The organism is Roseibium sp. (genome assembly GCF_048260565.1).
Taxonomy (GTDB): domain Bacteria; phylum Pseudomonadota; class Alphaproteobacteria; order Rhizobiales; family Stappiaceae; genus Roseibium.
In genome coordinates this window covers 273,299-297,908 of sequence record NZ_JBLXGP010000001.1, presented here as the reverse complement: position 1 = coordinate 297,908, position 24,610 = coordinate 273,299, and the positions used below count along the sequence as shown (strand labels likewise).

The 24,610-nt window shown below is 61.7% G+C and carries 21 protein-coding genes; 8 read left to right on the top strand and 13 right to left on the bottom strand.

Annotated features, from left to right (window positions below; translation table 11 throughout):
• Positions 1-145: 145 nt before the first annotated feature.
• From ACN0SO_RS01360 to ACN0SO_RS01350, 3 genes are all read right to left on the bottom strand, one after another.
• Positions 146-1,993, bottom strand: a complete 1,848-nt coding sequence (locus ACN0SO_RS01360; protein WP_417673744.1) for an ABC transporter ATP-binding protein — start codon at positions 1,991-1,993, stop codon at positions 146-148.
• A 50-nt stretch (positions 1,994-2,043) separates the two neighbouring features.
• Entirely contained in the window at positions 2,044-3,825 is a 1,782-nt protein-coding gene (gene aspS / locus ACN0SO_RS01355; RefSeq protein WP_417673742.1) for an aspartate--tRNA ligase, read from the bottom strand.
• Between the two features lie 169 nt (positions 3,826-3,994).
• Positions 3,995-4,618: an AAA family ATPase gene (locus tag ACN0SO_RS01350; RefSeq protein WP_417673740.1), complete on the bottom strand. Its 624-nt coding sequence runs from the start codon at positions 4,616-4,618 to the stop codon at positions 3,995-3,997.
• Positions 4,619-4,786: 168 nt separating this feature from the next.
• Between ACN0SO_RS01350 and rnd the strand changes: the two genes are divergently transcribed.
• Complete coding sequence (gene rnd / locus ACN0SO_RS01345) at positions 4,787-5,974, top strand: ribonuclease D (RefSeq protein WP_417673738.1); 1,188 nt, start codon at positions 4,787-4,789, stop codon at positions 5,972-5,974.
• A gap of 6 nt (positions 5,975-5,980) precedes the next feature.
• On the opposite strand, the gene ACN0SO_RS01340 is transcribed toward rnd, so the two are convergent.
• From ACN0SO_RS01340 to ACN0SO_RS01325, 4 genes are all read right to left on the bottom strand, one after another.
• A complete protein-coding gene (locus ACN0SO_RS01340) occupies positions 5,981-7,498 on the bottom strand; it encodes an exopolyphosphatase (protein WP_417673736.1) in 1,518 nt (505 codons plus the stop codon).
• Between the two features lies 1 nt (position 7,499).
• On the bottom strand, positions 7,500-9,713 hold the full coding sequence (locus tag ACN0SO_RS01335; protein ID WP_417673731.1) for an RNA degradosome polyphosphate kinase: 2,214 nt from the start codon (positions 9,711-9,713) through the stop codon (positions 7,500-7,502).
• A gap of 151 nt (positions 9,714-9,864) precedes the next feature.
• A complete protein-coding gene (locus ACN0SO_RS01330) occupies positions 9,865-10,539 on the bottom strand; it encodes an HdaA/DnaA family protein (protein WP_417673729.1) in 675 nt (224 codons plus the stop codon).
• A gap of 11 nt (positions 10,540-10,550) precedes the next feature.
• On the bottom strand, positions 10,551-11,636 hold the full coding sequence (locus ACN0SO_RS01325) for an AI-2E family transporter (RefSeq protein WP_417673727.1): 1,086 nt from the start codon (positions 11,634-11,636) through the stop codon (positions 10,551-10,553).
• 205 nt (positions 11,637-11,841) lie between these two features.
• Here ACN0SO_RS01325 and purM point away from each other — a divergent pair, with 205 nt between their 5' ends.
• Together purM and purN are read left to right on the top strand one after the other, a co-directional pair.
• Entirely contained in the window at positions 11,842-12,927 is a 1,086-nt protein-coding gene (gene purM / locus ACN0SO_RS01320; RefSeq protein ID WP_417673725.1) for a phosphoribosylformylglycinamidine cyclo-ligase, read from the top strand.
• Positions 12,924-13,580 (top strand): phosphoribosylglycinamide formyltransferase, encoded by a 657-nt coding sequence (gene purN / locus ACN0SO_RS01315; protein ID WP_417673723.1) that lies wholly within the window; start codon positions 12,924-12,926, stop codon positions 13,578-13,580. Before purM ends, purN begins: the two co-directional genes overlap by 4 nt.
• 22 nt (positions 13,581-13,602) lie before the next feature.
• On the opposite strand, the gene ACN0SO_RS01310 is transcribed toward purN, so the two are convergent.
• The 3 genes from ACN0SO_RS01310 to ndk form a co-directional block, all read right to left on the bottom strand.
• A complete protein-coding gene (locus ACN0SO_RS01310) occupies positions 13,603-15,699 on the bottom strand; it encodes a molybdopterin-containing oxidoreductase family protein (protein WP_417673721.1) in 2,097 nt (698 codons plus the stop codon).
• Between the two features lie 102 nt (positions 15,700-15,801).
• Positions 15,802-16,836 carry a YHYH protein gene (locus tag ACN0SO_RS01305; protein WP_417673719.1) on the bottom strand — a complete coding sequence of 345 codons (1,035 nt, stop codon included), beginning with the start codon at positions 16,834-16,836 and terminating at the stop codon, positions 15,802-15,804.
• Positions 16,837-16,993: 157 nt separating this feature from the next.
• On the bottom strand, positions 16,994-17,416 hold the full coding sequence (ndk, locus tag ACN0SO_RS01300; RefSeq protein WP_417673717.1) for a nucleoside-diphosphate kinase: 423 nt from the start codon (positions 17,414-17,416) through the stop codon (positions 16,994-16,996).
• Between the two features lie 382 nt (positions 17,417-17,798).
• On the opposite strand from ndk, the gene ACN0SO_RS01295 reads away from it, so the two are divergent.
• The 5 genes from ACN0SO_RS01295 to ACN0SO_RS01275 all read left to right on the top strand — a co-directional run bounded on the left by ACN0SO_RS01295 (position 17,799) and on the right by ACN0SO_RS01275 (position 22,841).
• Positions 17,799-18,311 (top strand): DinB family protein, encoded by a 513-nt coding sequence (locus ACN0SO_RS01295; protein WP_417673715.1) that lies wholly within the window; start codon positions 17,799-17,801, stop codon positions 18,309-18,311.
• Between the two features lie 190 nt (positions 18,312-18,501).
• Positions 18,502-19,338: a DUF4344 domain-containing metallopeptidase gene (locus tag ACN0SO_RS01290; protein WP_417673713.1), complete on the top strand. Its 837-nt coding sequence runs from the start codon at positions 18,502-18,504 to the stop codon at positions 19,336-19,338.
• A 58-nt stretch (positions 19,339-19,396) separates the two neighbouring features.
• Positions 19,397-21,274 carry an ABC-F family ATP-binding cassette domain-containing protein gene (locus ACN0SO_RS01285; protein ID WP_417673711.1) on the top strand — a complete coding sequence of 626 codons (1,878 nt, stop codon included), beginning with the start codon at positions 19,397-19,399 and terminating at the stop codon, positions 21,272-21,274.
• Between the two features lie 12 nt (positions 21,275-21,286).
• Positions 21,287-21,994: an HAD family hydrolase gene (locus ACN0SO_RS01280; protein ID WP_417673709.1), complete on the top strand. Its 708-nt coding sequence runs from the start codon at positions 21,287-21,289 to the stop codon at positions 21,992-21,994.
• Between the two features lie 25 nt (positions 21,995-22,019).
• Positions 22,020-22,841 carry a crotonase/enoyl-CoA hydratase family protein gene (locus ACN0SO_RS01275; protein ID WP_417673707.1) on the top strand — a complete coding sequence of 274 codons (822 nt, stop codon included), beginning with the start codon at positions 22,020-22,022 and terminating at the stop codon, positions 22,839-22,841.
• Here ACN0SO_RS01275 and ACN0SO_RS01270 read toward each other — a convergent pair.
• From ACN0SO_RS01270 to ACN0SO_RS01260, 3 genes are read right to left on the bottom strand one after another with little or no spacing between them, the layout of a single operon-like run.
• On the bottom strand, positions 22,838-23,230 hold the full coding sequence (locus ACN0SO_RS01270; protein WP_417673705.1) for a rhodanese-like domain-containing protein: 393 nt from the start codon (positions 23,228-23,230) through the stop codon (positions 22,838-22,840). The genes ACN0SO_RS01275 and ACN0SO_RS01270 overlap by 4 nt on opposite strands.
• Before the next feature lie 42 nt (positions 23,231-23,272).
• A complete protein-coding gene (locus ACN0SO_RS01265; protein WP_417673703.1) occupies positions 23,273-23,998 on the bottom strand; it encodes a class I SAM-dependent methyltransferase in 726 nt (241 codons plus the stop codon).
• Positions 23,995-24,447: a DNA polymerase III subunit chi gene (locus tag ACN0SO_RS01260; RefSeq protein ID WP_417673701.1), complete on the bottom strand. Its 453-nt coding sequence runs from the start codon at positions 24,445-24,447 to the stop codon at positions 23,995-23,997. Before ACN0SO_RS01260 ends, ACN0SO_RS01265 begins: the two co-directional genes overlap by 4 nt.
• Between the last annotated feature and the right edge of the window lie 163 nt (positions 24,448-24,610).

Here is a 24,610-nt window from a genome sequence, read left to right as displayed (position 1 = left end):
CGTCGCACCGCGGATGCCACTGACACGTCCCCGGTGCCTTGCTCCTGAGCAAGGCACCGGGCTGGCATCAAATCAGGTAATGGCGTTGATGACGGCTCCGGCTGAGGGACAGAGTTGCGCACCCGCAAAGCAGTCCGGGAAAACCCTATTCAGCGGCGGGGGTGCTGACCGGCAACGACCGTTCCGCCTCATCCGCCTTGCCGTTCCCTTCCTGGAACTGCAATTCGCACAGACGGCGATAGATGCCGTCCTCGGCATAAAGGCTGTCGTGGGTGCCGCTTTCCACAAGCCGGCCCCGGTCCAGAACATGGATCGCATCCGCGTGACGGACGGTTGCCAGCCGATGGGCGATGACCAGCGTTGTCCGGCCTTTCATCAGGCGGGCCAGGGCGGCCTGCACCTTGGTTTCGGATTCCGCATCCAGCGCCGAGGTCGCTTCGTCGAGCAGCAGGATCGGTGCATCGCGCAGCATAGCGCGCGCGATCGCAACCCGCTGACGCTGACCGCCGGAAAGCCGCCCGCCGCCCTCGCCTGCCATTGCATTGTAGCCGCCCGGAATGTCCATGATGAAGTCGTGGGCATTGGCGTCGCGCGCCGCTTGCTCAATCTCGGCATCGCTCGCGCCCGGCCGACCCAGTTCGATGTTGTCGCGAATGCTCATGTCGAACAGGAAGGTATCCTGGGTGACAACGGCTATGTGCGCGCGCAGGGATGCGATGGTGACATCGCCCGTGTTCTGGCCATCAATGAGGATATCGCCGCTGTCGGGTTCGTAGAACCGCTCTATCAGGCTGAAGACCGTCGATTTGCCAGCTCCCGATGCTCCGACCAGAGCGGTGGTCTTGCCGGGCCGGGCCACCATTGTCAGCCCGTTGAGCGCCGCGCTCTCGCCATAGGAGAACCGGACATTTTCGAAGCGGATCTCTCCGCCCTTGACCACAAGGTCGGTCGCGCCGGGTTTATCGATCAATTCCGGTACATCGTCGATAAGCTCGTACATCAGCCGAACGCCGACAAGGTTGTTGTTCAGGTTCACATGAAGCCGCGCCAACCGCTTGGCCGGCTCATATGCGAGCAATAGCGCGGTAATGAAGGAAAAGAACGCGCCCGGATCCTGGTCGAGATTCACGACGCTGTAGCCGCCGTAGAGGATGACAAGCGCGATTGCGAAGCCGCCGAGCGTCTCCATCAAAGGCGAGGTCCGCGCCGTCAGCGAAGCGATCCTGTTGGCGCGATGCTCGACATCGGAGACCGCCTCGTTCATGGAGGCACGCACATGGTCTTCCATGCCGAAGGCCTTGACGACCCGGATGCCGATCGCGGTCTCCTGCAAGGTGCTCAGAATACGTGCCGTCGACACGAACTGCGACTTTGCATGCTTGCGGACCCGGCGGACCAGAACGGATACACCGATCACCGCCGGGGGCATGATCAGAATGGCAAAGGCACTCATGGTCGGGTTCTGCCCGATCATGACCCCGACAAGACCGATGATCGTCAGGATGTCGCGCCCGACACTGACGACCAGCATCTCGAGGACGCTGCGGGCCGCCTTGGTGTTGTGCTGAACACGAGCCGAGAGATCGCCGACCGACGTGTGGTCGAAATAGGCAAGGTCCTGTTCGGTGATGCGTTGAAACATCCGGCGCTGGCAATCGGCAACGATCGAATTGCCGATCCGGCTCAGGATGACCATCTGACCGTAGGTCGAGGCCCCCTTGATCATGAAGATCATCATGACGAAGCCCGCGATCACATAGATCATGTACTCGTCGCGGTTGATGAAGACCTGGTTGATGACGTCCTTCATGATCCAGGCGCTTGCCGCCGTGGATCCCGCAACCGCCGCCATACAGATGAAGGCGAGGATGTATCTGGATGTGTACTGACGGGCGTTTTCCAGAACAAGCCGCCGGATGAGCTGCACCGAGCCCTCCGGATCCTTGAAGACCTGCCAGTTTGCAGGATTAAGCACCGTTTGCTTGCCTTTCATGCCGAAAGGGCCGGTGGTTCCGGCCCTCGTCCTGACGCTCCGTCAGAAACTCAAGCTTCCGGCAAATTGAGCCGAATGTTGAGTTCGCGCAAGTGCTGCATCTCCGGTTCGGACGGAGCCCCCATCATCAGATCCTCGGCGCGCTGGTTCATCGGGAACATGATGACTTCGCGGATGTTGATCTCGTCGGCCAGCAGCATGACGATGCGGTCGATCCCGGCCGCGCAGCCGCCGTGCGGCGGCGCGCCGTACTGGAACGCGGTCGCCATGCCGCCGAAACGCCGGTCGACTTCCGCATTGCTGTAGCCGGCGATTTCGAACGCCTTGTACATGATTTCGAGACGATGGTTCCGGATCGCGCCCGACAGGAGTTCATGACCGTTACAGGTCAGATCGTACTGATAGCCCCGGACATCGAGCGGATCGCCCTGCAAAGCCTCCAGCCCGCCCTGGGGCATGGAGAACGGATTGTGTTCGAAGTCGATCTCGCCGGTGTCCTCGTCGCGCGCGAAGATCGGGAAGTCCACGATCCAGGCGAATTCGAACTTGTTGAGATCGGACAGGCCGAGTTCCTCGCCGATGATGTTGCGCGCCTTGGCGGCAACGCGCTCGAAGCTCTTCGGCTTGCCGCCGAGGAAGAAAGCGGCATCGCCGACCTCAAGGCCGAGCTGGACGCGGATCGCCTCGGTGCGCTCCGGGCCGATGTTCTTGGCCAGCGGGCCGGCCGCTTCCATGGAGCCGTCCTCTGCCTTGCGCCAGAAGATGTAGCCCATGCCCGGAAGACCTTCTTCCTGGGCGAACTTGTTCATCCGGTCGCAGAACTTGCGGCTGCCGCCCTTGGGCGCCGGGATCGCGCGAATTTCCGTGCCCGGCTGTTCCAGGAGCTTGGCGAAGATCGCAAAGCCGGAGCCGGCGAAATGGTCCGACACGATCTGCATCTTGATCGGGTTGCGCAGGTCCGGCTTGTCGGAGCCGTACCAGAGCATGGAATCCTTGTAGGCGATCTGCTGCCAGCCGCGGTTGACCGGACGGCCACCGCCGAATTTCTCGAAGCAGCCGGCCAGCACCGGTTCCATGGTGTCGAACACGTCCTGCTGGGTGACGAAGGACATTTCCACGTCGAGCTGATAGAAGTCCGTCGGCGAGCGGTCGGCGCGCGGGTCTTCATCGCGGAAGCAGGGCGCGATCTGGAAATACTTGTCGAAGCCCGACACCATGATCAGCTGCTTGAACTGCTGCGGGGCCTGGGGCAACGCATAGAACTTGCCCGGATGCAGGCGCGACGGCACCAGGAAGTCACGGGCGCCTTCCGGCGAGGAAGCCGTGAGAATCGGCGTCTGGAATTCGTTGAAACCGATGTCCCACATGCGCTGGCGCAGGTCGGCGACCACCTTCGAGCGCAGGATCATGTTCTGATGGAGCTTTTCCCGGCGCAGGTCCAGGTAACGGTGCTTCAGGCGGACTTCTTCCGGATATTCCAGCTCGCCGAAGACCGGCAGCGGCAGTTCCTTGGCCGCGCCGAGGATTTCCATCTCACGGATGAAGATTTCGACCTCGCCTGTCGGAAGTTCCGGGTTGATGGTTTCCTCAGTGCGCTTCTTCACATCGCCGTCGATACGGATGCACCATTCGGAGCGCACGGTTTCGGCCAGATTGAAGGCGGAGGAATCCGGATCGACCACGCACTGGGTGATGCCGTAGTGATCGCGCAGATCGATGAACAGCAGGCCCCCGTGATCGCGGACACGGTGAACCCAGCCGGACAGGCGCGTCGTTTCGCCAACATGGGTTGCGCGCAGATCGCCGCAGGTGTGACTACGGTAGGGGTGCATGTATTCCTCGACTGGTTCGAAAACAAACAGAATTCGTTCGCGCCCTCCACAGAGGGCCACGCCGGCTGGAAAAGCCACGTCAGCGGCATAAAGTCAAGGGATGGCCCGCCACAGTGCCCCGGTTTCGAAGCTCAACTTTAACGGAAAGGCACCGTGGCCGGCGCTCCCATCAATCCACCGCCTGCAACAGGGGATGCCACTGTCCGCGGAATTCGTGGGACTTGGCATCGTGGTAGTCGAACACCCCTGCCCCGGTTGCGGCGTGTTTGGCATAAAGCACCCGGTCCGATATGCGACAAAGCACCGGATAGCCTTCGTCCGCCAGCTTCCGTTCCAGTTCCGCAACCTGGGTGGAGCGGCGGGTCACCCGGTTGGCGACCAGATGAATGTCCGCCTTGCCCTTGCGTATCCGCTTGATTTCCGAAATCCCGTTGAGGAAGCGGATGGTCGCATCCCAGTCGAACACGGACGGCAGGACCGGCACAACGATATCGGAGGCTTCGGAAATCAGCGTTTTGGCAAGTTCGCTGCGCATTCCGCCGGGGCCGTCGATCACCACCGCATCGAGGTCCTTGAGCCTCTGACCGATGGCTTCGGCCTTGGTCCAGTTCAGGCCTTCGATCACGGCCAAATCTTTGGGACGCCGTTTGGTCCATGCCAGGCTCGACTTCTGCCTGTCGGCATCGGCGAGCGCCACGTCCTCTCCACGAGAGGCCAGAGCAACGGCGAGATTCGTGGCGATTGTCGTTTTGCCGCATCCTCCCTTCGAATTGACAACGAGAATCTTCCGCATCCCTGCCTCCCTTTACGTAACACGCCTGCTGCCGCGCCGATTGTCCTGCAGACCACCCCAGATAGGCGCACTTAATGCGTCTTTTCAAGGGTAAGCTTTTGCAAACGCACCATTTCGTGGCGACAAAGCGGCAGGACTGAGGTATACGTCGTCGTCACCATGGAAGATGTGATTACAACGACAAAAGACCTTGCCGCTGCCTGCCAGCGCCTTTCGTCTCATGACTATGTGACCGTCGATACCGAATTTCTTCGGGAGACGACGTTTTGGCCCAAACTGTGTGTCATCCAGATGGCAGGTCCGGGCATGGCCTTCATCGTCGATGCGCTGGCGGAAGGCCTGGACCTTGCGCCGTTCTTCGACCTGATGCGCAATGAAGACGTTACCAAGGTCTTCCACGCGGCCCGACAGGACATCGAAATCGTCTACCATCTGGGCGGGCTGATTCCCGCGCCGCTGTTCGACAGCCAGGTGGCCGCCATGGTCTGCGGGTTCGGCGATTCCATTTCCTACGATCAGCTGATCTACAAGGTGACCGGCGCGCAAATCGACAAGTCGTCGCGGTTCACCGACTGGGCCCGGCGGCCGCTTACCAAGAAACAGCTCGACTATGCGCTGGCGGACGTCACCCACCTGCGTGACGCCTACCAGTTCCTGAAGGCCAATCTCGCCGAACAGGACCGCAGCCATTGGGTTCAGGACGAGATGAAGGTCCTGACCTCCGAAGGCACCTACCGGACCGAGCCCGCCAATGCCTGGCAGCGCCTGAAGATGCGGGTGCGCAAGCCGGTCGAGCTTGCGGTGATGAAAGAAGTGGCCGCGTGGCGGGAGACGGAAGCGCAGACGCGCAACGTGCCGCGCAGCCGGGTCCTGAAGGACGATGCGATCTACGAGATCGCTGCCCAGCAGCCGCAGTCCTCCGAGGCGCTCGGCAGGCTCCGGACCATTCCGCGCGGTTTTGAACGCTCGAAGTCCGCCGACGACATTCTGAAGGCGGTTCGGGCCGCCCTGGCCATTCCGCGCGACCAGTTGCCGAGACTGCCCAAGGGCCGCGCGGCCCCGGACGGTTCGGCCGCCGCGGTCGACCTGCTCAAGGTCCTGCTCAAGCTTGTCAGCGAAGCCCACGGGGTTGCCGCGAAGGTGATTGCCACGGTCGACGACCTGGAAAAGATCGCAGCCGACGACAATGCGGATGTGGCCGCGCTGAAGGGGTGGCGCCGGGAGTTGTTCGGCGAAGTCGCCTTGAGGCTGAAGCGGGGTGAAGTCGCGCTGGCATTCCAGGACCGCCAGATCGTCGCCCTGGACCAGACGGGCTCGGAACAACGCGTGTCGTCATCGACACAGGCCGCCGAATAAGCCCGATCAGCCGATCGCGATCGAGCAGCCGCTCTTGAATAGCCGGGCGAACTGTTTGAATCGCTTCATCAGGCGTTCCCCATCGAGGGCGGCCAGTTTCGGCGACAGTTTCATCACCATCTCATCAGATGCCCTGGTGATGGTCACGTGCGGCAACACCCCGTCCATGGAGGCGGTCAGCAGAGACGCCACCCGCATCGCCGCCCCCAGGATCCGCGCCCGGTCGCGCAGGCGGTCGGTGAAAAGCGTGCGGATGACCGGCGAGAGCGCCGCTTCGCCCAGCCCCTGGTGCCTGTAGAAAACGGAAGCGGCCAGATAGGCCCTGCCCGCGTGGTCGAGCCCGACGAATGCCGCGTTGGAGATGATGTTCAGGCTCTGCTCGCCGCGATAGTCGGGATGGGCCCGCCAGCCGATATCCGACAGCAGGCAGGCGGCATGGCGCAACCGGCGTTCGTATTCGTTTTCATCAATTCCCAGTTCGGCAAAAATCCTGTCGGTCCAGCCGATCAGTTCCTCCGCGAATTCCGGCGACCGGGCGCGAAGGACGGCGAGCTCTCGGGCGGCCTCGATCAGCGGATCCTGCTCCCGCAGGTCGAGGGGAAGCGCTTCATGCAGCAGCCCTTCGCGCACCCCTGTCGCCGACATGACCACCTTTTCCGCATTCATGGCCTGCAGGGCGCGTTCCATGACAACCGCACCGAACGGCACCAGCGGGCGGCGCTGCTTTGAAACCACCTCCGCATGCGGGACATCTTCCAGATTGCGCTTGGAGATGGAGCGGCAAAAGGCAATCGCCTCTTCGGCCGGTATCTCGTAATTGTGCATCACATGCAGAGGATAGTCGTTCTGGACCAGATGGAGACGCGCCAGCGAACGCCAGGTCCCGCCGACCGCATAGAAGGTTCGCTCTCCGGGCTCCATGCGCGGCCACGCGTAGCCCTTGAGGCTCTCGTCGGTGATCTTGCGCGCCTTTGAAATATCGCCTTCCGACATTTCCTGAAGACGCAAGCCCCCCAGGGGGAACGTGCTTCCCACTCCAGGCTTGGCGCCGGATACCTCGACAAGTTCCAGACTGCCGCCGCCCAGATCCCCGACGATACCCCTGGGGCGCCAGAAGCCGGCAATCACGCCAAGGGCGGAGTAATAAGCCTCCTCGTTGCCGTTCAGAATGCGCACTTTGGCGCCGAGAATTTCCTCGACCCTGGCAACGAACCTGGAGCCGTTTTCCGCGTCGCGGACGGCCGCTGTCGCAACGATATGGGTTTCCTGCACGCCGATATGATCGCACAGGGCCCGCAACCTCGAGAGCTCCTTGAGAGCCAGGTCGACGGATTCCTGCGCCAGCCTGCCCGTTGCCGCAACACCCCGGCCAAGGCCTGCCAGGATCTTCTCGTTGAACAGCATGGTCGGCATGCGGGCCTTGCGTTCGTAGACCACAAGGCGGACGGAGTTCGATCCGATATCGATAACCGCAACCGGTCCGGTTCCGTTCAGCCGTCCACGGACGGATTTGCTGGCAGCCATGTCAACCCCGCTGCGGGCGTTCCAGGAATGGGCGCGGCCGGTCGCTTTTCAGCGACTTGCCCCGCCCCGACAGAGACGGATTCGTCATGAAGTACTGATGCGCGTTGAACGGCTGTTCGTTGGGCGCAGGCATAATGCGCTCATGCCCGCCATCGGGCAGAATCCGCCAGCTTTGCTGATTGTCTTTCAGGTTCGCGACCATGATCTGGTCAAGAACCTGTTCGTGGACCGTCGGCGTCAGCAGGGGAACCAGAACCTCCACGCGCCGGTCGATATTGCGCGGCATCAGGTCGGCAGAGCCGATATAGATATGCGCCTGCGGTGACGGCAGGCCGTGGCCATTGCCGAAGCAGTAAATGCGCGAATGCTCCAGGAACCGGCCGACGATCGATTTCACCCGGATGTTATCCGACAGGCCCTCGATCCCCGGCCGCAGGCAGCAGATGCCGCGAATGACCAGATCGATCTGCACTCCGGCCTGGCTTGCCCGATAGAGCGCGTCGATGATTTGCGGATCGACCAGCGAATTCATCTTCATCCAGATCTGGGCCGGACGGCCGGCTTCCGCATGGGCGATCTCGGCTTCGGTCAGTTCCAGCATGCGTTTGCGCAGGTTCACCGGGGAAACCGCCAGGTAATCGAGTTCCGCCGGTTGGGCATAGCCCGTGATGTAGTTGAACACGCGTGCGGCATCCTGGGCGATCCCCGGATCGTCGGTAAAGAACGACAGATCCTCGTAGATGCGCGCCGTGATCGGATGGTAGTTGCCGGTGCCGATGTGGCAGTAGGTCTTCAACTGTCCGTGCTCACGCCGGACCACCATGGACAGTTTGGAGTGGGTCTTCAGCTCGATGAAGCCGAAGACGACCTGCACGCCTGCCCGTTCCAGATCGCGCGCCCAGCGGATATTGGCTTCCTCATCGAACCGGGCTTTCAGCTCGACAAGCGCGGTCACCGACTTGCCGGCCTCGGCCGCTTCGGCCAGCGCCTTGACGATGGGGCTGTCCTTGGAGGTGCGGTAGAGCGTCTGTTTGATCGCAACGACATCCGGATCCTGGGCCGCCTGCCGGAGATACTGCACCACCACATCGAAAGACTCATAAGGGTGATGGACGATGATGTCCTTCTGGTGGATCGCCGCCAGACAGTCGCCGCCATGTTCCCGGATCCGCTCCGGGAACCGCGCCGTATAGGGTTCGAACTTCAGATCCTTGCGTTCCAGGTCGACGATCTGGGACAGGTTGTTGAGCGCAAGCAGGCCATCGGCCAGGAAAATCTCGGAATCCGAGACATCCAGCGCGTCGGCCACGAATTCGCGCAAGGCCGGCGGTGTGGTGTCCTGGATTTCCAGACGAATGACCGACCCGCGCCGGCGGCGTTTCAGCGCGCTTTCGAACAGCCGGACCAGGTCTTCGGCTTCTTCCTCGATTTCCAGGTCGGAATCGCGAATGACCCGGAACGCGCCCTTGCCGCGGATCTCGTATCCGGGAAACAGCCTGCCGATAAACAGACCGACGACCCGTTCGATCGCAATGAACCGCGCAACGCCGTTCTCGCCGTCTTCGAGACGAACAAAGCGCTCCACCTGTCCGGGGATGCGCAGCAGCGCGATCATGCCGCGTCCGCCGGACACCGGGACCAGTTCGAACACGATGGAAAAACCGAGGTTCGGGATAAACGGGAACGGGTGCGCCGGGTCGATCGCAAGCGGTGTCAGGACCGGGAAGATGTAAGACAGGAAGTGATCCTCGAGCCAGCCCTTCTCCTGCGCGGTCAGACTGTCGACGCTCAGGATTTCGATACCGTTTTCTGCAATCACGCCGCGCAGCTCGCGCCAGATTGCCTGCTGGGAATCCTGCAGGTCGCGGACCGCTTCGGAAATTTTCTGAAGCTGCTCGGTCGGCGTCAGCCCGTCGTCGGAAGTGTTGGTCACGTCGGCGCGCTGTTGACCGCGCAGGCCGGCGACGCGGACCATGAAGAACTCATCCAGATTGTTCGCCGAAATGGAGAGAAACCGAACCCGCTCCAGCAATGGATGGTTCGAGTTCATGGATTCTTCCAGAACGCGCCGGTTGAACTGCAGCCAGGACAGTTCCCGGTTCATGAAACGCGCGGGCGAGCCTGCCAGCTCACCTGTACCGTTCCCCTCGCTCCCCGGCTCGGCGTCGGCAGCCGGCGCCTGCAATGTCTGGGAAAGATCGACGGTCTCGTTCATCTCGCTTCCTTGTCCTGCCTATCACACCATCCGGGCTTATCACCCGCGCCGCGCCAACGGGACGCGGCGATCCGGCGCAGCGCCTATCATGGACATATGACGTTTCTAACGCGTCCGGCAGCACTTTGCCGCCTCACAAGCTACCCAAGCCTTACTTATGCACGTTTTCCAGGACGCGGCCGGCCAGGGGCTTGGTGATTTTCGCACGGCCGGCAAGCGATTCCCGATCGATTGCATCGACCACCTTCATGGCGACACCAAGCGACCGTTCCATGCGCACAACCAGATAATCGACGACACCGAGGTCGATGGCAATCTGCCGGTCGGCGAACAGCTTGACCAGTACCCGGCGCAGCAGGTCGTCGTCCGGCTCCTCGATCTCTATGGGAGCAGCGGCGCGCAAACGCGACATCAGATCCGGCAAGGTGATCCCCCAGGCGGCCGGCCAGGTCCGGCTCGTGATCAGGACCGGCACCCCTGCCTGTCGCGCGGCATTCAAGAGATGGAACAAAGCCGTTTCGTCGATGCCGCGATGGGCATCCTCGACAACCACCGCCTCTCCCGTGACGAGATCGGCGACGGCCTCGCTCACCAGTTCACCGGCCTTGACGACCGCAGCGCCGGTTTCGGCGTGGAAGGCTTCGACCAGATGGGTTTTACCCGATCCGACAGGCCCGGCGAGGATGACGACCGGTGCCGGCCAGTCGGGCCAGGCACCGAGCAACTCGAATGCGGCCCGGTTGGATTTTCCCACCAGATAATCATCACGGCCGAGCGCCGCTTCGTGCGGCAGCACCAAAGGCAACTGGCGAGGAGTTTCCGCCATGGAGTACGCGCCTATTCTGGGTCGGCAGGCTCCGGGCCGCCGACACCCTTGTAAATCGGGCTTGCTAGGTACTGCCTCAGGGCGAACCGCGCAAGTACACCGATCATGGCCGCAGCCGGGACGGCGATCAACATCCCCACGAAACCAAACAGATATCCAAAGGCGAACAGGGCGAACATCAGCGTTACAGGATGAAGGCCCGTCTTGTCTCCGATCAGATTCGGCTGAAGGATATTGCCTTCCAGGAACTGTCCGACGGCAAAGACCGCGGCGACCATCAGGATCATGGTCCAGTCCGGCCAGAACTGGACAAGGGCGACGCCGAGCGACACGATCAGTCCGAGACTGGCGCCGACAAACGGAATGAAACTCACCAGCCCGGCGCCCATTCCGATCAACAGGCCGAAATTGAGGCCGGTAAGCGCAAGGCCGACCGCGTAGAACGTCCCCAGAATGATACAGACGGAAACCTGGCCGCGGACGAAACCGGAAACAACGTCGTCCATTTCCCGCGCCAGATTGCGAATTTCCTCCAGATGATCCCTCGGCAACCAGCCGTCGATGCGCGCGATCATCTGGTCCCAGTCCCGCAACAGATAAAAAGCGACCACGGGCGTAATCACGAACAGGGACAGGATCGACAAAAGCGCCTGCCCACCGCTCCAGACCTGCTTGGCAAGCCCGCCAAGCCAGGACGCGCCCTGCCCCATCAGCTTGCCGAAGGACGACTGCAGATCTTGCGGGTTGATGCCTGTGAGGGCCACAAGCCGCTCGCCGAAATTCTGCGACATCAGTTCATGCAATGAGCGCACCAGATCCGGCAGTTTCTCCAGAAAGCCGGCGAGCTGGTTTCCAAGGACGGGCACGAGCAGAACGAAGAACAGGACAAGGACGAAGATGAAGGCGAGCAGAATGGTCAAGGTCGCCCAGAGGCGGCTGAAGCCGAGCGTTTCCAGTCGATCGCAGACCGGGTCGAGCAGATAGGCGACCGCCATACCGGCAACGAAAGGCAACAGGATCTGCGAGAAGATCGCGAGAAAGACGATAAACGCGATGAGGGAGACTGTCCAGAACCCCAATTGTCGGCGCAATGTCATCTTGTTTCCCCGCTTCCGGACGAAATGCAATCCCAGGTGATCAGCTTCGCAGGCATGATTGCACTTAGCCTCAGTTAAATCGTCAAAACAAGGGCATGACCGTGCCATGATCAGCCTGCACCATCGCGTAACCCTTGTTTTCGCCCGCGCCAGCCTGTATGCGCGGCACATTAATTTTCAAGCGCCGCAGCACCGGAGTGCCGTCATGAGCCAGGAAGAACAGCCCCAAGCGACCAATGGTTTGACCTATGCCCAGGCGGGCGTCGATATCGATGCCGGCAATGAGCTGGTTCGCCGGATCAAACCGCTGGTGAAAGCCACCTCGCGGCCGGGCGCGAACAGTGACATCGGTGGCTTTGGCGGCCTGTTCGACCTGAAGGGCGCGGGTTTCAAGGACCCGATCCTGGTGGCAGCCAATGACGGGGTCGGCACCAAACTGAAAATCGCTATCGACACCGGCCAGCACCGCACGGTCGGGATAGATCTCGTCGCCATGTGCGTCAACGATCTCGTCGTCCAGGGCGCCGAACCGCTGTTCTTCCTCGACTATTTCGCCTGCGGGGCGCTGGATGTGGACCAGGCGACCGATGTTGTCGCGGGCATCGCCGACGGCTGCAAGATGGCGGGAGCGGCACTGATCGGCGGCGAAACGGCGGAAATGCCGGGTATGTATGGTGAAGGCGACTACGACCTTGCCGGCTTTTCCGTTGGCGCGGTCGAGCGTGGCGCGATCCTGCCGCGCCGGGATGTCGGCGCAGGCGACGTGCTTCTGGGACTGGCCTCCTCCGGCGTCCACTCCAACGGCTATTCCATGGTCCGCAAGATCGTCGAACTGTCCGGTCTCGCCTGGTCCGACAAGGCGCCCTTCGACGGGGCAAAAACCCTGGGCGAAGCGATGATGGCGCCGACGAAAATCTACGTGAAGCCGCTTCTGGCCGCGCTCAAGGCGTCGAACGGCATCAAGGCCCTCGCGCATATTACCGGCGGCGGCCTGCCGGAAAACCTGCCCCGGGTGCTTCCGGATGAAACCTCCGCCCGCATCGACCTGTCCGCGATCTCGGTTCCCCCGGTCTTTGGCTGGCTCGCCAAGGCCGGCGGCGTTGCGGAAAAGGAAATGCTCAGGACCTTCAATTGCGGTGTCGGTATGGTCGTTGTGGTCTCCGCAGAGGAAGCCGACACGGTGGCGGCCGTCCTGGAGCAGGAAGGCGAAACCGTGTTCCGGATCGGCACCATTCAGGCCGCAGGCCCTCAGCCGGTGCTGTTCGACAACGCCCTGGGGCTCGGGAAATGAGCGAACGGAAGAAAATCGCCGTCCTGATTTCCGGCCGGGGCAGCAACATGGCCTCGCTGATTTCCGCGAGCATGGACCCCTCCTATCCGGCCGAAATCGCGCTCGTGATTTCGAACAAGCCAGGGGCTGCAGGCCTTGAACGGGCGGGCGAATTCGGCATTGAAACGGCCACCGTCGACCACACGGAATTCTCCGGCGACAGGCAAGCCTTTGAGCGCGCTCTCGATGAAAAGCTGAAAGCCCGCGGTATCGAGTTCGTCGCCCTTGCCGGCTTCATGCGGCTGTTGTCGTCCTGGTTCGTCACCCAGTGGCGCGACCGGGTGATCAACATCCATCCGGCCCTGCTGCCGAGCTTCAAGGGCCTTCACACCCACGAGCGGGCGCTGGAGGAAGGGGTCAAGCTGCACGGTGCGACCGTGCATTTCGTTTCTGCCGAAATGGACGACGGACCGATCATCATTCAGGGCGCCGTGCCGGTTCTTGAGGACGACACCCCGGACACCTTGGGCGAGCGCGTTCTGGCGGTGGAACACAAGATCTACCCAAAGGCGCTGGCACTTGTCGCCTCGGGGCGGGCAAAGGTCAAAGACCACCGGGTCGCAATTGCCGGGGAAGACACCGAGCAGGCGGGCCCCGTCCTAATCTGGCCCTAAGCCGGTTTCGCCGGCTTACCGGCTAGACCTTCTGCACCCAAACGGCCGTGTCGTGGAACGCGGCGCCGCCATAAGGTGCGGCCGGGTCGGCGCCGGTCAGGGTGTTGATGCCCTTGCCGTCAGGGAAGGCTTCGTTCGGCCAGATGCCTTCCGAAATCACCGTGCCCGGCGTCAGGCCTTCCACATAGCGCGCATGGAGCGTGACGGTGCCCCGGTTGTTGCCCATCTCCACCAGATCGCCGTCGTTAATCCCGTGGGCTTCCGCGTCCTCCTGCAGCATCCAGACCTCGGGCCGCTTTTCCTTCTTTTGAGAACTGTCCGTCTCGTTGAAGGTGGAGTTGAGGAACGACCGGGCGGGCGCGGTCACCAGCCGGAACGGATGACGTTCGCTGGCATGCTCCAGGTACTCCCAGTGGTCCGGCAGTTCGGGCATGGTCGTCCAGGGTCCGAGCGGACCGATCGGCGACTTGTTCGGCGACGCGGACCTTCCCCAATCGGGACGGAAATGGAACTTGCCGTCCGCATGGGCGAAGCCACTCAGGTAATGCGCGCTCTCGAAATCCGGCTGCAGGTCGATCCAGCGGTTTTCCTCCAGCTCTTCAAGCGTGCCGTAGCCGGAGTTCTTGAGCAGCCAGTCGATATGCTCGCGGGCGGTCATCTGAAAGCCGGGATGCTGGTCGGCGCCGAGGCGTTTTGCCAGCTCGTTCAGGACGAACAGGTTTTCGCGCGGGCCGTCGGGCGCATCGACAACCTTGGGACCGAGCATCAGATACTGGTGCCCACCGCCCTTGTAGATGTCGTCGTGTTCCAGGAACTGGGTCGCCGGCAGAACCACGTCTGCCATCTTCGCCGTCTCGGTCATGAATTGCTCGTGGACGCAGACAAACAGGTCCTCGCGGGCAAAGCCCTTCTTGACCAGTTCCTGCTCCGGTGCGACCGAAACCGGATTGGTGTTCTGGATCAGCATGGCGGTCACCGGCGGCCCGTCCTGCAGGGCGTCCTCGTCGCCGGTCAGAACGCGACCGATCAGGGACTGGTCCAGAAACCGGGTTTCCGGGCGGCGCAGCTCCGGCGCCTCGATCATGGACTTGTCGAGCTCGTAGATCGCGCCGTTGTTGTGAAAGACGCCGCCGCCTTCATATTGCCAGCAGCCGGTGACGGCTCCGATCGATGCGGCCGCATGCATGGAAACCGCGCCGTTTCGGGCGCGGGTAAAGCCGTAACCGAGCCGGAAATAGGTGCGCTTCACCTCGCCGATCTGCCGGGCGACCTCTTCGATCTGCGCGGCCTGAAGCCCGGTAATGCCGGCCGCCCATTCCGGTGTCTTGGTCTGAAGATGGGCTTCGAGCTCTGCCGGGCAGTCGGTGTATTTTTCCAGATAGGCGCGGTCGGCGAACCCGTCGCGGAACAACACATGCATGATCGCGCAGGCCAGGGCGGCATCGGTCCCGGGTTTCAGGACGAGGCCGACATCGGCCTGTTTCATGGTCTCTGTCCGGTAGACGTCGATGACGATGATCCGCGCGCCGCGTTTCTTCCGAGCCGTAATCGCGTGAGTCATGACATTGACCTGGGTCGCGACCGGATTGGTGCCCCAGATCACGACCTGGTCGGAGACGGCCATTTCCCGCGGATCGGGACCGGCCAGCTTGCCCGTCCCCGCAACTATTCCGGTCCAGGCATTGTTGGTGCAGATGGTGTCGAACTGAAGCGAGTAGCCCTTGGCGTGGCGGAAACGATGGATGGAATCGCGCTGCACCTGGCCCATGGTGCCGGCGTAATGATAGGGCCAGACGGTCTGCGGCCCGTGTTCGGCCTCCGCTGCCAGAAACTTTTCCGCGACCAGATCGAGTGCCTCGTTCCATGAGATTTCCTCGAACCGCCCCTCGCCTTTCGGACCGACCCGGCGCAGCGGCTTCAACAGCCGGTCAGGGTGATAGAGGCGCTCGGAATAACGGGCGACCTTGGCGCAGATGACGCCGGCCGTGTAGGCGTTTCCGGAGGCGCCACGCAGGCGGCCGATTCTGCCGTCATTCAGGACCTCGACATCAAGCGCGCAGGTCGACGGGCAATCGTGCGGACAGGCGGAAAAAGCACTGGCCGTCTCATGTTTGGTCATATCGGGTCTTTCTCGCAACTACCGGCTTTCAAACCGGACCAGCGAGTCTGGACAACTAAGGGGCGCTGTCAAGCGCCCCTCGCCATTGTTTGGTTCCGGTGATCAGCTCCCGCTGCACGGGGTGCGCCCGCCCGGTCCGCCGGGACGCGAACCGGAGCCGAAGCCGGGCCCCTGCCCCGGACCGGGCCTTTGGCCGGACATGGCGACACCGCGCGGCGGCGGCATGCGGGCCTGCGCTCCGCCCGGGCCACCACGACCCTTGAGCTTCATGAAGGACGCGTCCGGCGTCCCCATCCAGCAGCGCGGGATAAAGGGAAAGGTGTCGGTCAGGACGTACTGGTATGTGCCATTCGGATATTCCGGGGCTACGGCAAAGCGGCCGTTGCATTGGTCGAGATCGCCACGGCCTTTTGCATAGGTCCAGTCCCGGGTGAACTTGCCGTCGTACCGGCCGCCCGGACCACTCGGGCGAACCCCGCTCCTGATCACATAACTGCTTCTCAGCTTTGTCATCGCGGAAGGACGTTGCGGATCGCTGTAGCCATAGGGTCCGTAGATCGGAAAGCCGTCGGCAGCATAACCAAGGAGCGCCGGAACGCTTCGGCCGCCTTCCGACGTCAGAACGCCGGTCGGTATGCCGTGATAGTGATAGGTTCCGTCCGGCTGGACATGGGCATTGTATTTGTCCAGGCCAAGCCGGCATGCGCCACCCATGGCCTCATAATTCCAGCCGGAGCGCCGGTCATTTTGCCAGAATTCCGCGGTCGCAGGATCCATCAGGACACCATTGACGGCAATACCGAATGCGGCATGGTTGGTTGGCGTAGCCCGGCCGGTCTTTTGCGGATTGACCGGCACGCGCAACTGATAGTTCTTCTTGGAAATCCGGTTCGGATTGCCGGAGTTGGGGAAATGCCCAGGGGCCTTGAGCGGATAGCCGTTTGCGTGAATGTAGCGGTAGGCCCCCTCGACGGTGATTGTCGCCGCGGCATCGGCCGGCGGAAACATCAGATCCCAGACTTCCTCAGACAGGGATTTTTCTTCGACGGCATGTTCGCCGGCAAGGACATGGCCGTCTTCATGGGCCTGGGCCGTGGCGGCCAGAACCGTTCCCAGGACGGCAAGTGTCATGCGCATGGTAGTCTCCCAAAGGTTTGTCGAGCCCGCGACGCCTGTGACCCTGCCTGCTAACTCCTTGTAATCCTATCGAAAAACTGTCGGAAATTGTATCAGAACGTAACAGGGCCGGCCCTTTCGGACCGGCCTTGCCAAATTGTAAATGCCTGCTCGCCAGTTAGCCGACGATGTCGCAGCCGGCGAACCAGAAGGCGATTTCCTCAGCGGCAGTTTCCGGAGCGTCGGACCCGTGAACCGAGTTCTCGCCGATGGAAAGAGCGAACTCCTTGCGGATGGTGCCTTCGGCTGCGTCTGCCGGATTGGTGGCACCCATCACTTCGCGGTTCTTGGCGATGGCGTCTTCACCTTCCAGAACCTGAACGACAGTCGGGCCGGACGACATGAATTCGGTCAGTTCGCCAAAGAACGGACGTTCCTTGTGGACCGCATAAAAGGCTTCGGCCTGACGCGGGGACATCCACACGCGCCGGGAGGCGACAACCCGCAGGCCTGCTTCTTCCAGCTTGGCGGTAATGGCGCCCGTCAGGTTGCGCTTGGTGGCATCCGGCTTGATCATCGAAAAGGTGCGTTCAATCGCCATGGGTTCGGTCTTTCTCGTTTGTCTGCTGCAGCTGACAGCTTTTTCCGGCCTGCGCGGGATGGCGCCGGACACCGGTTGTGAAAATCGCGCCTCTAATAGCTTTGCGCCGTTTTCCATGCAAGGGGGCCAGGCGATGACATTTTCATGTCATGCGGCCACATGCCGGTTTCACTCCGGCCCGCTGGTGACCCAGCGGTAAGGCAATCCGGCATTTTATCCAACGCGGTATACTCATTTTTACCGGTAATGCTACTTTTACCCGCTCATATTCAACTAATGGTAGATTATGCAATTGCCGCACTTGCAAAATACGGTTGAATCCTCGTAAATCACACCACTGCGAACAATGCATACATTTCGTGATGCATAAGGGAGTGTGTTCGTGAAAGCCTTGTTGAATATGATGATGGAATACAATCGCTGGGCGAACGAGCGCCTTTTTGCCGATTGTGAACAGGTACCCGAAGAGATCTACCACCGCGATCTGAGAACCGAATACGGCTCGATCCACAAGACGCTGGACCACATCCTGCTGGTCGATCTGCTGTGGCTGGAGCGTTTCGCAGGCAGGGGCGACAAATATCCTTCGTTTGACGAGACGATCACCGACTCTTTCAAAGAGCTCAAGGCCCGGCGGCAAACGACGGATGAGGAATTGAGCCGCTTCTGCCAGGAGAGCACGGAGGTCGGACTGACCCGCATGGTTCAATTCAGGACCGTCCTTGATCCGGCGACAATAGAACAGCCGGTGGGAGGCGCCATCATTTTGCTGTTTCACCATCAAAGTCACTATAGGGCACAGGCTCAGGCTCTGCTCAGCATGCAGGGCTACGAGCCGCAGATCCTCAACCTCATGTTTTTCCAGCGACAGACCGGCCTTGGATTGATGGGCTGAAAATGACGTGTGCTGCTTCCAGCTTTTGATGGATATCGGCTCTTGAGCAAGCTAATTTGCTCTGACCTACAGCCGTTCCCGGTCTGCGGGGCAGTCACTCGGAGAATGAGCTATGGTGGGTCGAGCCTGCCGGATTATTCGTTTTCCCGCACCTTCGGCCGAAACAGGACGTAAAACCTGCGCGCGCCTCATGCGGATCATCCCGTTCACCGTTTGCGCATTCTGTCTGGTCGCGCTTTCGTGCTTTTTTCCTCTCCGCCCGGCCCAGGCGTCCGGCAATCTGGACCTGCGGCTGGAACGGCTACAGACGGAGGATCTGGAGGATCTGTTCGGCTTCGTCACCGGCAACGTCCTGTTCACGCTCTATCACGAGGGCGGGCATATGCTGGTGTCCGAGTTCGGTCTTCCTATCCTGGGCCAGGAGGAAGACGCCGTCGACAATCTAGCGACCGTCACGATGCTTTCCGTCCATGACCCCGACATGGACTTGTGGCTTTCCAACGCGATGATCGGCTGGTTTCTGATTGCCGAGCGGAATGCCGACGATCTTACCTTTTATGGCGAGCACGATCTCGATCTGCAAAGAGGCTACCGGATCCTCTGCCTGATGGCCGGCAGCGATGAAGCTGCGTTCGGTCAGCTTGCAACCGATCTGGGCCTGCCTTCCGATCGAAGGGCAAGCTGCGCCAACGATTACGAACAGACATGGCAATCCTGGGAGAAAGCAACGAAGGCCCACTTGCGCAGCAGCGAGAAGCCCGCAGGCAGAATTTCGATCTACTATCGGAAGGTTCCCCCGGACCTGGCGTCCATGGAAATTTTCCTGAAGGAAAGCGGGCTCCTTGAACTCGTCGCGGAGAATTTCGATACGCTTTACGCCCTTCCCGACAAGGTGACCTTTACCGCAAGGCCCTGCGGCCAGGAGAATGCCTATTGGGACCCGGACAAACGCGAATTGACCCTTTGCTACGAACTGATGGCGGGATTTGCCGAACTCTATCTGGATCAGGTGGCCACCAACAATTAGCGCTGTAAGGCCTGATAGGACTTGAAAGCACGCCCAAGCTCCTCCAAACATCGCTCCCATGTTGCAGATTACCGACCTAACTTACCGGATCGCCGGACGACTCCTCATCGACCAGGCCAGCGTCACCCTCCCCGCCCGTTCCAAGACCGGACTTGTGGGGCGCAACGGCGCGGGCAAGTCGACGCTGTTCAAGCTGATCACCGGCGATTTGTCCTCCGAATCCGGCTCGATCCAGATCCCGAAGAGCGCCCGGATCGGCCAGGTCGCGCAGGAAGCGCCCGGCACCGAGGACAGCCTGATCGACGTTGTGCTTGCCGCCGATACGGAACGCACGCGCCTGCTTGAAGAAGCCGAAACCGAGACAGATCCGGCGCGCATTGCCGATATCCATACGCGTCTTGCCGATATCGGCAGTCATACCGCGGAAGCGCGCGCGGGTGCGATCCTCTCCGGCCTCGGCTTCGACGCGGAGGCGCAGAAGCGTCCCTGCTCCGCCTTTTCCGGCGGCTGGCGCATGCGTGTCGCCCTGGCCGCGGTGCTCTTTTCCGAGCCGGATCTTTTGCTTCTCGACGAGCCGACAAACTACCTAGACCTGGAAGGCACGCTCTGGCTGGAGAATTACGTTTCCCGCTATCCGCACCAGGTGGTGCTGATCTCCCACGACCGTGACCTGCTCAACAATGCCGTCGACAGCATTGCCCATCTCGACCGGGGCAAGCTGACCTTTTATCGCGGCGGCTATGACAGCTTCGACCGGCAGCGGCGGGAAAAGATGATCCTGCAGCAGAAGGCCAAGGAAAAACAGGACGAGCAGCGCAAGCACATGCAGGCGTTCGTCGACCGGTTCCGCGCCAAGGCAACCAAGGCACGCCAGGCGCAGTCCAGGCTGAAGATGCTGGAGAAGATGGAGCCGATTGCGGCACTCACCGAAGAAAGCAGCTTTCCGATCCACTTCCCCGATCCGGAGGGCCGCCTGGCGCCGCCGATCCTGAAACTTGAAAACGTCTCCACCGGCTATGACGGCAAGGAAATCCTGAAGCGGCTTACGGTCAATATCGACACCGACGACCGGATTGCCCTGCTCGGCGCCAACGGCAACGGCAAGTCCACCTTCGCCAAGCTGATTTCCGGACGGCTGGATGCCATGGGCGGCGAGATCACCAAGGCGACGAAACTCAAGATCGCCTTTTTCGCCCAGCACCAGCTCGATGAGTTGCGCCCGGCGGAAAACGCCGTCGAACACGTCCGCCGGCTGATGCCCCAGGCACCGGAAGCGCAGGTGCGCGCCCGAGTCGCCCGCTTCGGCCTGCCGACCGACCGGATGGACACCCCGGCGAAAGACCTCTCCGGCGGAGAAAAGGCGCGGCTTTTGCTCGGCCTTGCCACCTTCGACGGTCCGAACCTGCTCATCCTCGACGAGCCGACCAACCATCTCGACATCGATAGCCGCGAAGCGCTGATCCTCGCGCTTAACGAGTTCCAGGGCGCCGTCGTGCTGATTTCCCACGACCGTCATCTGGTGGAAGCCTGCGCCGACCGGCTCTGGCTCGTCGCCGACGGAGGCGTGGCACCCTATGACGGGGATATGGAAGATTATCGCCGTCTGATCCTGCAGGGACCGGACGCGGAGAAAAAGGCGCGCAAGGAAGAGGAGGACGACAAGGGATCGGCCCAGGAGCGCCGCCGGGAGGCCGCCGAAAAACGCCACGTGCTCAAGCCGCTTCGCCAGAAAATCGAGGCGGCGGAAAAGGAAATGTCACGTCTCCAGGACAAGATCGTCAAGCTGGACGAGGCCTTAGCCGATCCCGAATTCTTCACGCGGGAACCGGAGCGGGCCACCAAATTCGCCAAGGAACGGGCTTATTGCGAAAAGAAGCTCGTCAAGACCGAAGAAGAGTGGCTGGAGCTTTCCGCCGAATACGAAGAAGCGAGCTGAACGGAGGTCTTCATGAGCGCCGGCGCAACACCGGACACGCTCGGCTTCGATGCCGACGACACGCTGTGGCACAATGAAACCGTCTTCAGGCTGACCGAAGACCGCTTTGCCGCGCTTCTGGCCGATTACGCGGACAAGAAGCACCTTGAGGAACGCCTGCTGGCCGCCGAGCGGCGCAACGTCGCGCAGTATGGCTATGGCATCAAGGGCTTCATGCTCTCCATGATCGAAACGGCGCTCGATGTCACCGACCGGAAGGTGCCGGCATCCGTCATTTCGGAAATTCTCGAAGCCGGCAAGGACATGCTGTCCCACCCGGTGGAGCCCCTGCCCCATGTCCGCGAAACGCTCGAAGCGGTCGCGGGCGACTACCGGCTGGTGCTGATCACCAAGGGCGACCTGTTCGACCAGGAGCGCAAGATCGCCGCGTCCGGCCTTGCGGATTATTTCAATGCCATCGAGGTGGTCAGCGAGAAGACTGCCGACACCTATCAGGCGCTGTTCGCGCGTCATGGCTCAGGCGCCGAAAACGCCCTGATGATCGGCAATTCGCTGAAATCGGATATCCTGCCGGCCCTTGAGGCTGGCAGCATCGGCGTGCATGTGCCCTATCAGCTGACCTGGGGCCTGGAACACGCGGAAGAGCCTGCGGGCCACGACCGGTTCCACAGGATTGACCACATCGGCAAGCTGCTGCAGTTGCTGGAGCGGCTGGGCTGAACCGCAACTGTTTTTGGGAGGAAACATGTCCGGCGAGACCTCGGTACGTACCGAAAAAAGCGGCCCGGTGACGACTGTCATCCTGTCGCGGCCCCATGCCCGCAACGCGGTCGATGATGACACGGCCAACCGTCTCTATGAGGCGTTTCTGGCCTTCGACGACGACAGTGATGCCTCTGTCGCCGTCTTTTACGGCGAAGACGGCGCCTTCTGCGCGGGCTATGACCTGAAGGCGGCCAGCGCTCTGACGCAGGAAATGCCCCTCGCAGAGCTGGGCATTCCCGACGGTTGGGCCGGCGGCCGTGGCGACGACATCGCAAAGGGACCGATGGGGCCGAGCCGGCTCACGCTTTCCAAGCCCGTGATCGCCGCCATCTCCGGCCCCGCCGTTGCCGGCGGCATGGAACTGGCCCTGTGGTGCGACATGCGCATCATGGAGAAAAGCGCCTATATGGGCGTCTTCTGCCGCCGATGGGGCGTGCCGCTGATCGATGGCGGCACCGTTCGCCTGCCGAGGCTTGTCGGCATGGGGCGGGCGATGGACCTGATCCTGACCGGCCGCAAGGTCGAGGCGGACGAAGCCCTGCGCATCGGCCTGTGCGAGCGGGTGGTCGCGGACGGCACCGCCCGGCAGGCGGCGGAAGAACTCGCCGCCGAAATCGCCCGTTTTCCGCAAGCCTGCCTGCGCGCGGACCGGGCTTCCGCACTCGAGGGTTTCGACCTGCCGTTCAACGAGGCGCTGATCCGCGAATGGCGCAACCGCGAAATCTTCGAAAAGGAAGGCCTGGCGGGGGCCAGCCAGTTCTCCGGCGGCGCCGGACGGGGCGGAAAATTCGAGGAAACCTAGTCTTTTCGCTCGACCGGTCCGCCCTTTTCCTCCCAGGTGGAAAAGCCTTCCTTGAGGTGGGCGCAATCGAAGCCCATTTCCTTCAGGGCTACGGCCGTCAGGGCGGAGCGCCAGCCGGAGCCGCAATACAGCACGAAGGTCTTGTCCTCACCGAAAACCTCCTTGTAATAGGGGCTTTCCGGGTCGACCCAGAATTCGGCCATGCCGCGCGGGCAGTGAAAGCTGCCGGGAATGAAACCGGTGCGCTGGCGCTCGCGCACATCCCGCAGGTCGACCATGACCACATCCGGATTACCGACCATTTCAATGGCGTCGGCCGTTTCGATTTCCTCGACCTGGGCCCGTGCCCGCGCCACCAGATCCGCCGACGAGACTTTCAATTTCGCCATAGTCGTTTCATCCCCTCCCTGTTTGTTATTCATTCTGCGTCTTTATTCCGGCTTCCGGAACAGCGCCATCACGTGCGGGATCGTCCGGTCCGGACGCTCCACGTTGTAATAGTCCTCATCGACCAGCGTGAGCCCGTGCTCGGTAAACCGGAGCCACTCCGACGGCATCATGGGCCAGGGCGGTCCCTTGGCATCACTCCCCTCGTCCCGGCTTCTCGTGATCATCAAAAGGCGTCCGCCGGGAGCCACTAGGTCCGCCAGAACACCGATGGCATCGTGGCGCATGGGGTCCTTCAGGGCCTGCAGCGTATAGCACTCGTGAACGAGGTCGAATTTTCCGGTCCAGTTCTCCGGAAGGGCAAAAAGATCGGCGGCCTGATAATCGACCGTGCTATCCGGAAAGCGCTTTTTCGCCCAGTCGATCGCCTCGGGAGCCAGATCGAAAGCCGTCGTCCGGTATCCGGCGCCCGCCAGCGCTTCCGCGTTATCCCCCAGACCACAGGCGACATCGAGAGCGCTTTCCCCGTTGCCCGGATTGCTCGCAAGCCAGTCGACCAGCGCCTTCTTGGGCGCAAGATCCGCCCAGGGAACGGCCGCCGGGTCGCCGCCGGCTTCCCGGTAGACCGCCCGGAACCAGGTCTGACGGTCTTCCGCGTCACCGCCATCGGCGCCGGTCAGACGGTCGATCCGCTCACGCGCGGCATCCCGTCTCGCCAGAAACTCTGCAGACTTCAACTCCGCAGACTTCGGATCGCCGATTTCACTCATGCCTTGCGCTCCCATCCGCCCGATGCGGTCTGCTGCCAGTAGGTGACTTCGAACCCCTCCGCTTTCGCCTCCTTCCAGCGCTGACGTGCTTCGGCGATCGCTTCCTGGTCTCGTCCGTCGAACATATAGACAGCCCGTCTATAACCTCCAAGTGACGGCGGATCGGCCCGGTCCACCAGAAAACGGACTTCCGCCTCATTCGGATTGTCCTGACTGGGGGTCAAAAAGATCGGCTGATGTTCGGCATACCCATCGTCGGCGGTTCCATGCGGCAGAAAGCTGTCGTCGGCAAACGTCCACAAATGGGCATCCAGCGCCCGACAGCGTTCCAGGGTTCCGGTCTGCACAACGACCTTCCAGTCCCTTTCCAGACATTTCTGCAAAAGCTTCGGCAGGGCCGCCTCGAGCGGCTGGTCGGTCAGATGATAGAAAAGGACTTCAACACTCATTTGAACACCACTTGCACCGCTTTCGAGTCTCTTGCCCCTACGGGATGATGCAGCGCGGCAACACCTCGCGTTTGTGTGGCACACATCCAGTCACTGCCATGGACTTCCGCTTCGACTCGTATCATTAACGCTTCGAAAATGTCGATTGGCTACTAATGTCGCC

What these genes read in the sequence shown, in the direction of transcription:
- ACN0SO_RS01360 (WP_417673744.1), bottom strand. Translation starts at nt 1,993, where the DNA reads ATGAAAGGCAAGCAAACGGTGCTTAATCCTGCAAACTGGCAGGTCTTC.
- aspS (WP_417673742.1), bottom strand. Translation starts at nt 3,825, where the DNA reads ATGCACCCCTACCGTAGTCACACCTGCGGCGATCTGCGCGCAACCCAT.
- ACN0SO_RS01350 (WP_417673740.1), bottom strand. Translation starts at nt 4,618, where the DNA reads ATGCGGAAGATTCTCGTTGTCAATTCGAAGGGAGGATGCGGCAAAACG.
- ACN0SO_RS01340 (WP_417673736.1), bottom strand. Translation starts at nt 7,498, where the DNA reads ATGGCTGCCAGCAAATCCGTCCGTGGACGGCTGAACGGAACCGGACCG.
- ACN0SO_RS01335 (WP_417673731.1), bottom strand. Translation starts at nt 9,713, where the DNA reads ATGAACGAGACCGTCGATCTTTCCCAGACATTGCAGGCGCCGGCTGCC.
- ACN0SO_RS01330 (WP_417673729.1), bottom strand. Translation starts at nt 10,539, where the DNA reads ATGGCGGAAACTCCTCGCCAGTTGCCTTTGGTGCTGCCGCACGAAGCG.
- ACN0SO_RS01325 (WP_417673727.1), bottom strand. Translation starts at nt 11,636, where the DNA reads ATGACATTGCGCCGACAATTGGGGTTCTGGACAGTCTCCCTCATCGCG.
- purM (WP_417673725.1), top strand. Translation starts at nt 11,842, where the DNA reads ATGAGCCAGGAAGAACAGCCCCAAGCGACCAATGGTTTGACCTATGCC.
- purN (WP_417673723.1), top strand. Translation starts at nt 12,924, where the DNA reads ATGAGCGAACGGAAGAAAATCGCCGTCCTGATTTCCGGCCGGGGCAGC.
- ACN0SO_RS01310 (WP_417673721.1), bottom strand. Translation starts at nt 15,699, where the DNA reads ATGACCAAACATGAGACGGCCAGTGCTTTTTCCGCCTGTCCGCACGAT.
- ACN0SO_RS01305 (WP_417673719.1), bottom strand. Translation starts at nt 16,836, where the DNA reads ATGCGCATGACACTTGCCGTCCTGGGAACGGTTCTGGCCGCCACGGCC.
- ndk (WP_417673717.1), bottom strand. Translation starts at nt 17,416, where the DNA reads ATGGCGATTGAACGCACCTTTTCGATGATCAAGCCGGATGCCACCAAG.
- ACN0SO_RS01290 (WP_417673713.1), top strand. Translation starts at nt 18,502, where the DNA reads ATGCGGATCATCCCGTTCACCGTTTGCGCATTCTGTCTGGTCGCGCTT.
- ACN0SO_RS01285 (WP_417673711.1), top strand. Translation starts at nt 19,397, where the DNA reads ATGTTGCAGATTACCGACCTAACTTACCGGATCGCCGGACGACTCCTC.
- ACN0SO_RS01280 (WP_417673709.1), top strand. Translation starts at nt 21,287, where the DNA reads ATGAGCGCCGGCGCAACACCGGACACGCTCGGCTTCGATGCCGACGAC.
- ACN0SO_RS01275 (WP_417673707.1), top strand. Translation starts at nt 22,020, where the DNA reads ATGTCCGGCGAGACCTCGGTACGTACCGAAAAAAGCGGCCCGGTGACG.
- ACN0SO_RS01270 (WP_417673705.1), bottom strand. Translation starts at nt 23,230, where the DNA reads ATGGCGAAATTGAAAGTCTCGTCGGCGGATCTGGTGGCGCGGGCACGG.
- ACN0SO_RS01265 (WP_417673703.1), bottom strand. Translation starts at nt 23,998, where the DNA reads ATGAGTGAAATCGGCGATCCGAAGTCTGCGGAGTTGAAGTCTGCAGAG.
- ACN0SO_RS01260 (WP_417673701.1), bottom strand. Translation starts at nt 24,447, where the DNA reads ATGAGTGTTGAAGTCCTTTTCTATCATCTGACCGACCAGCCGCTCGAG.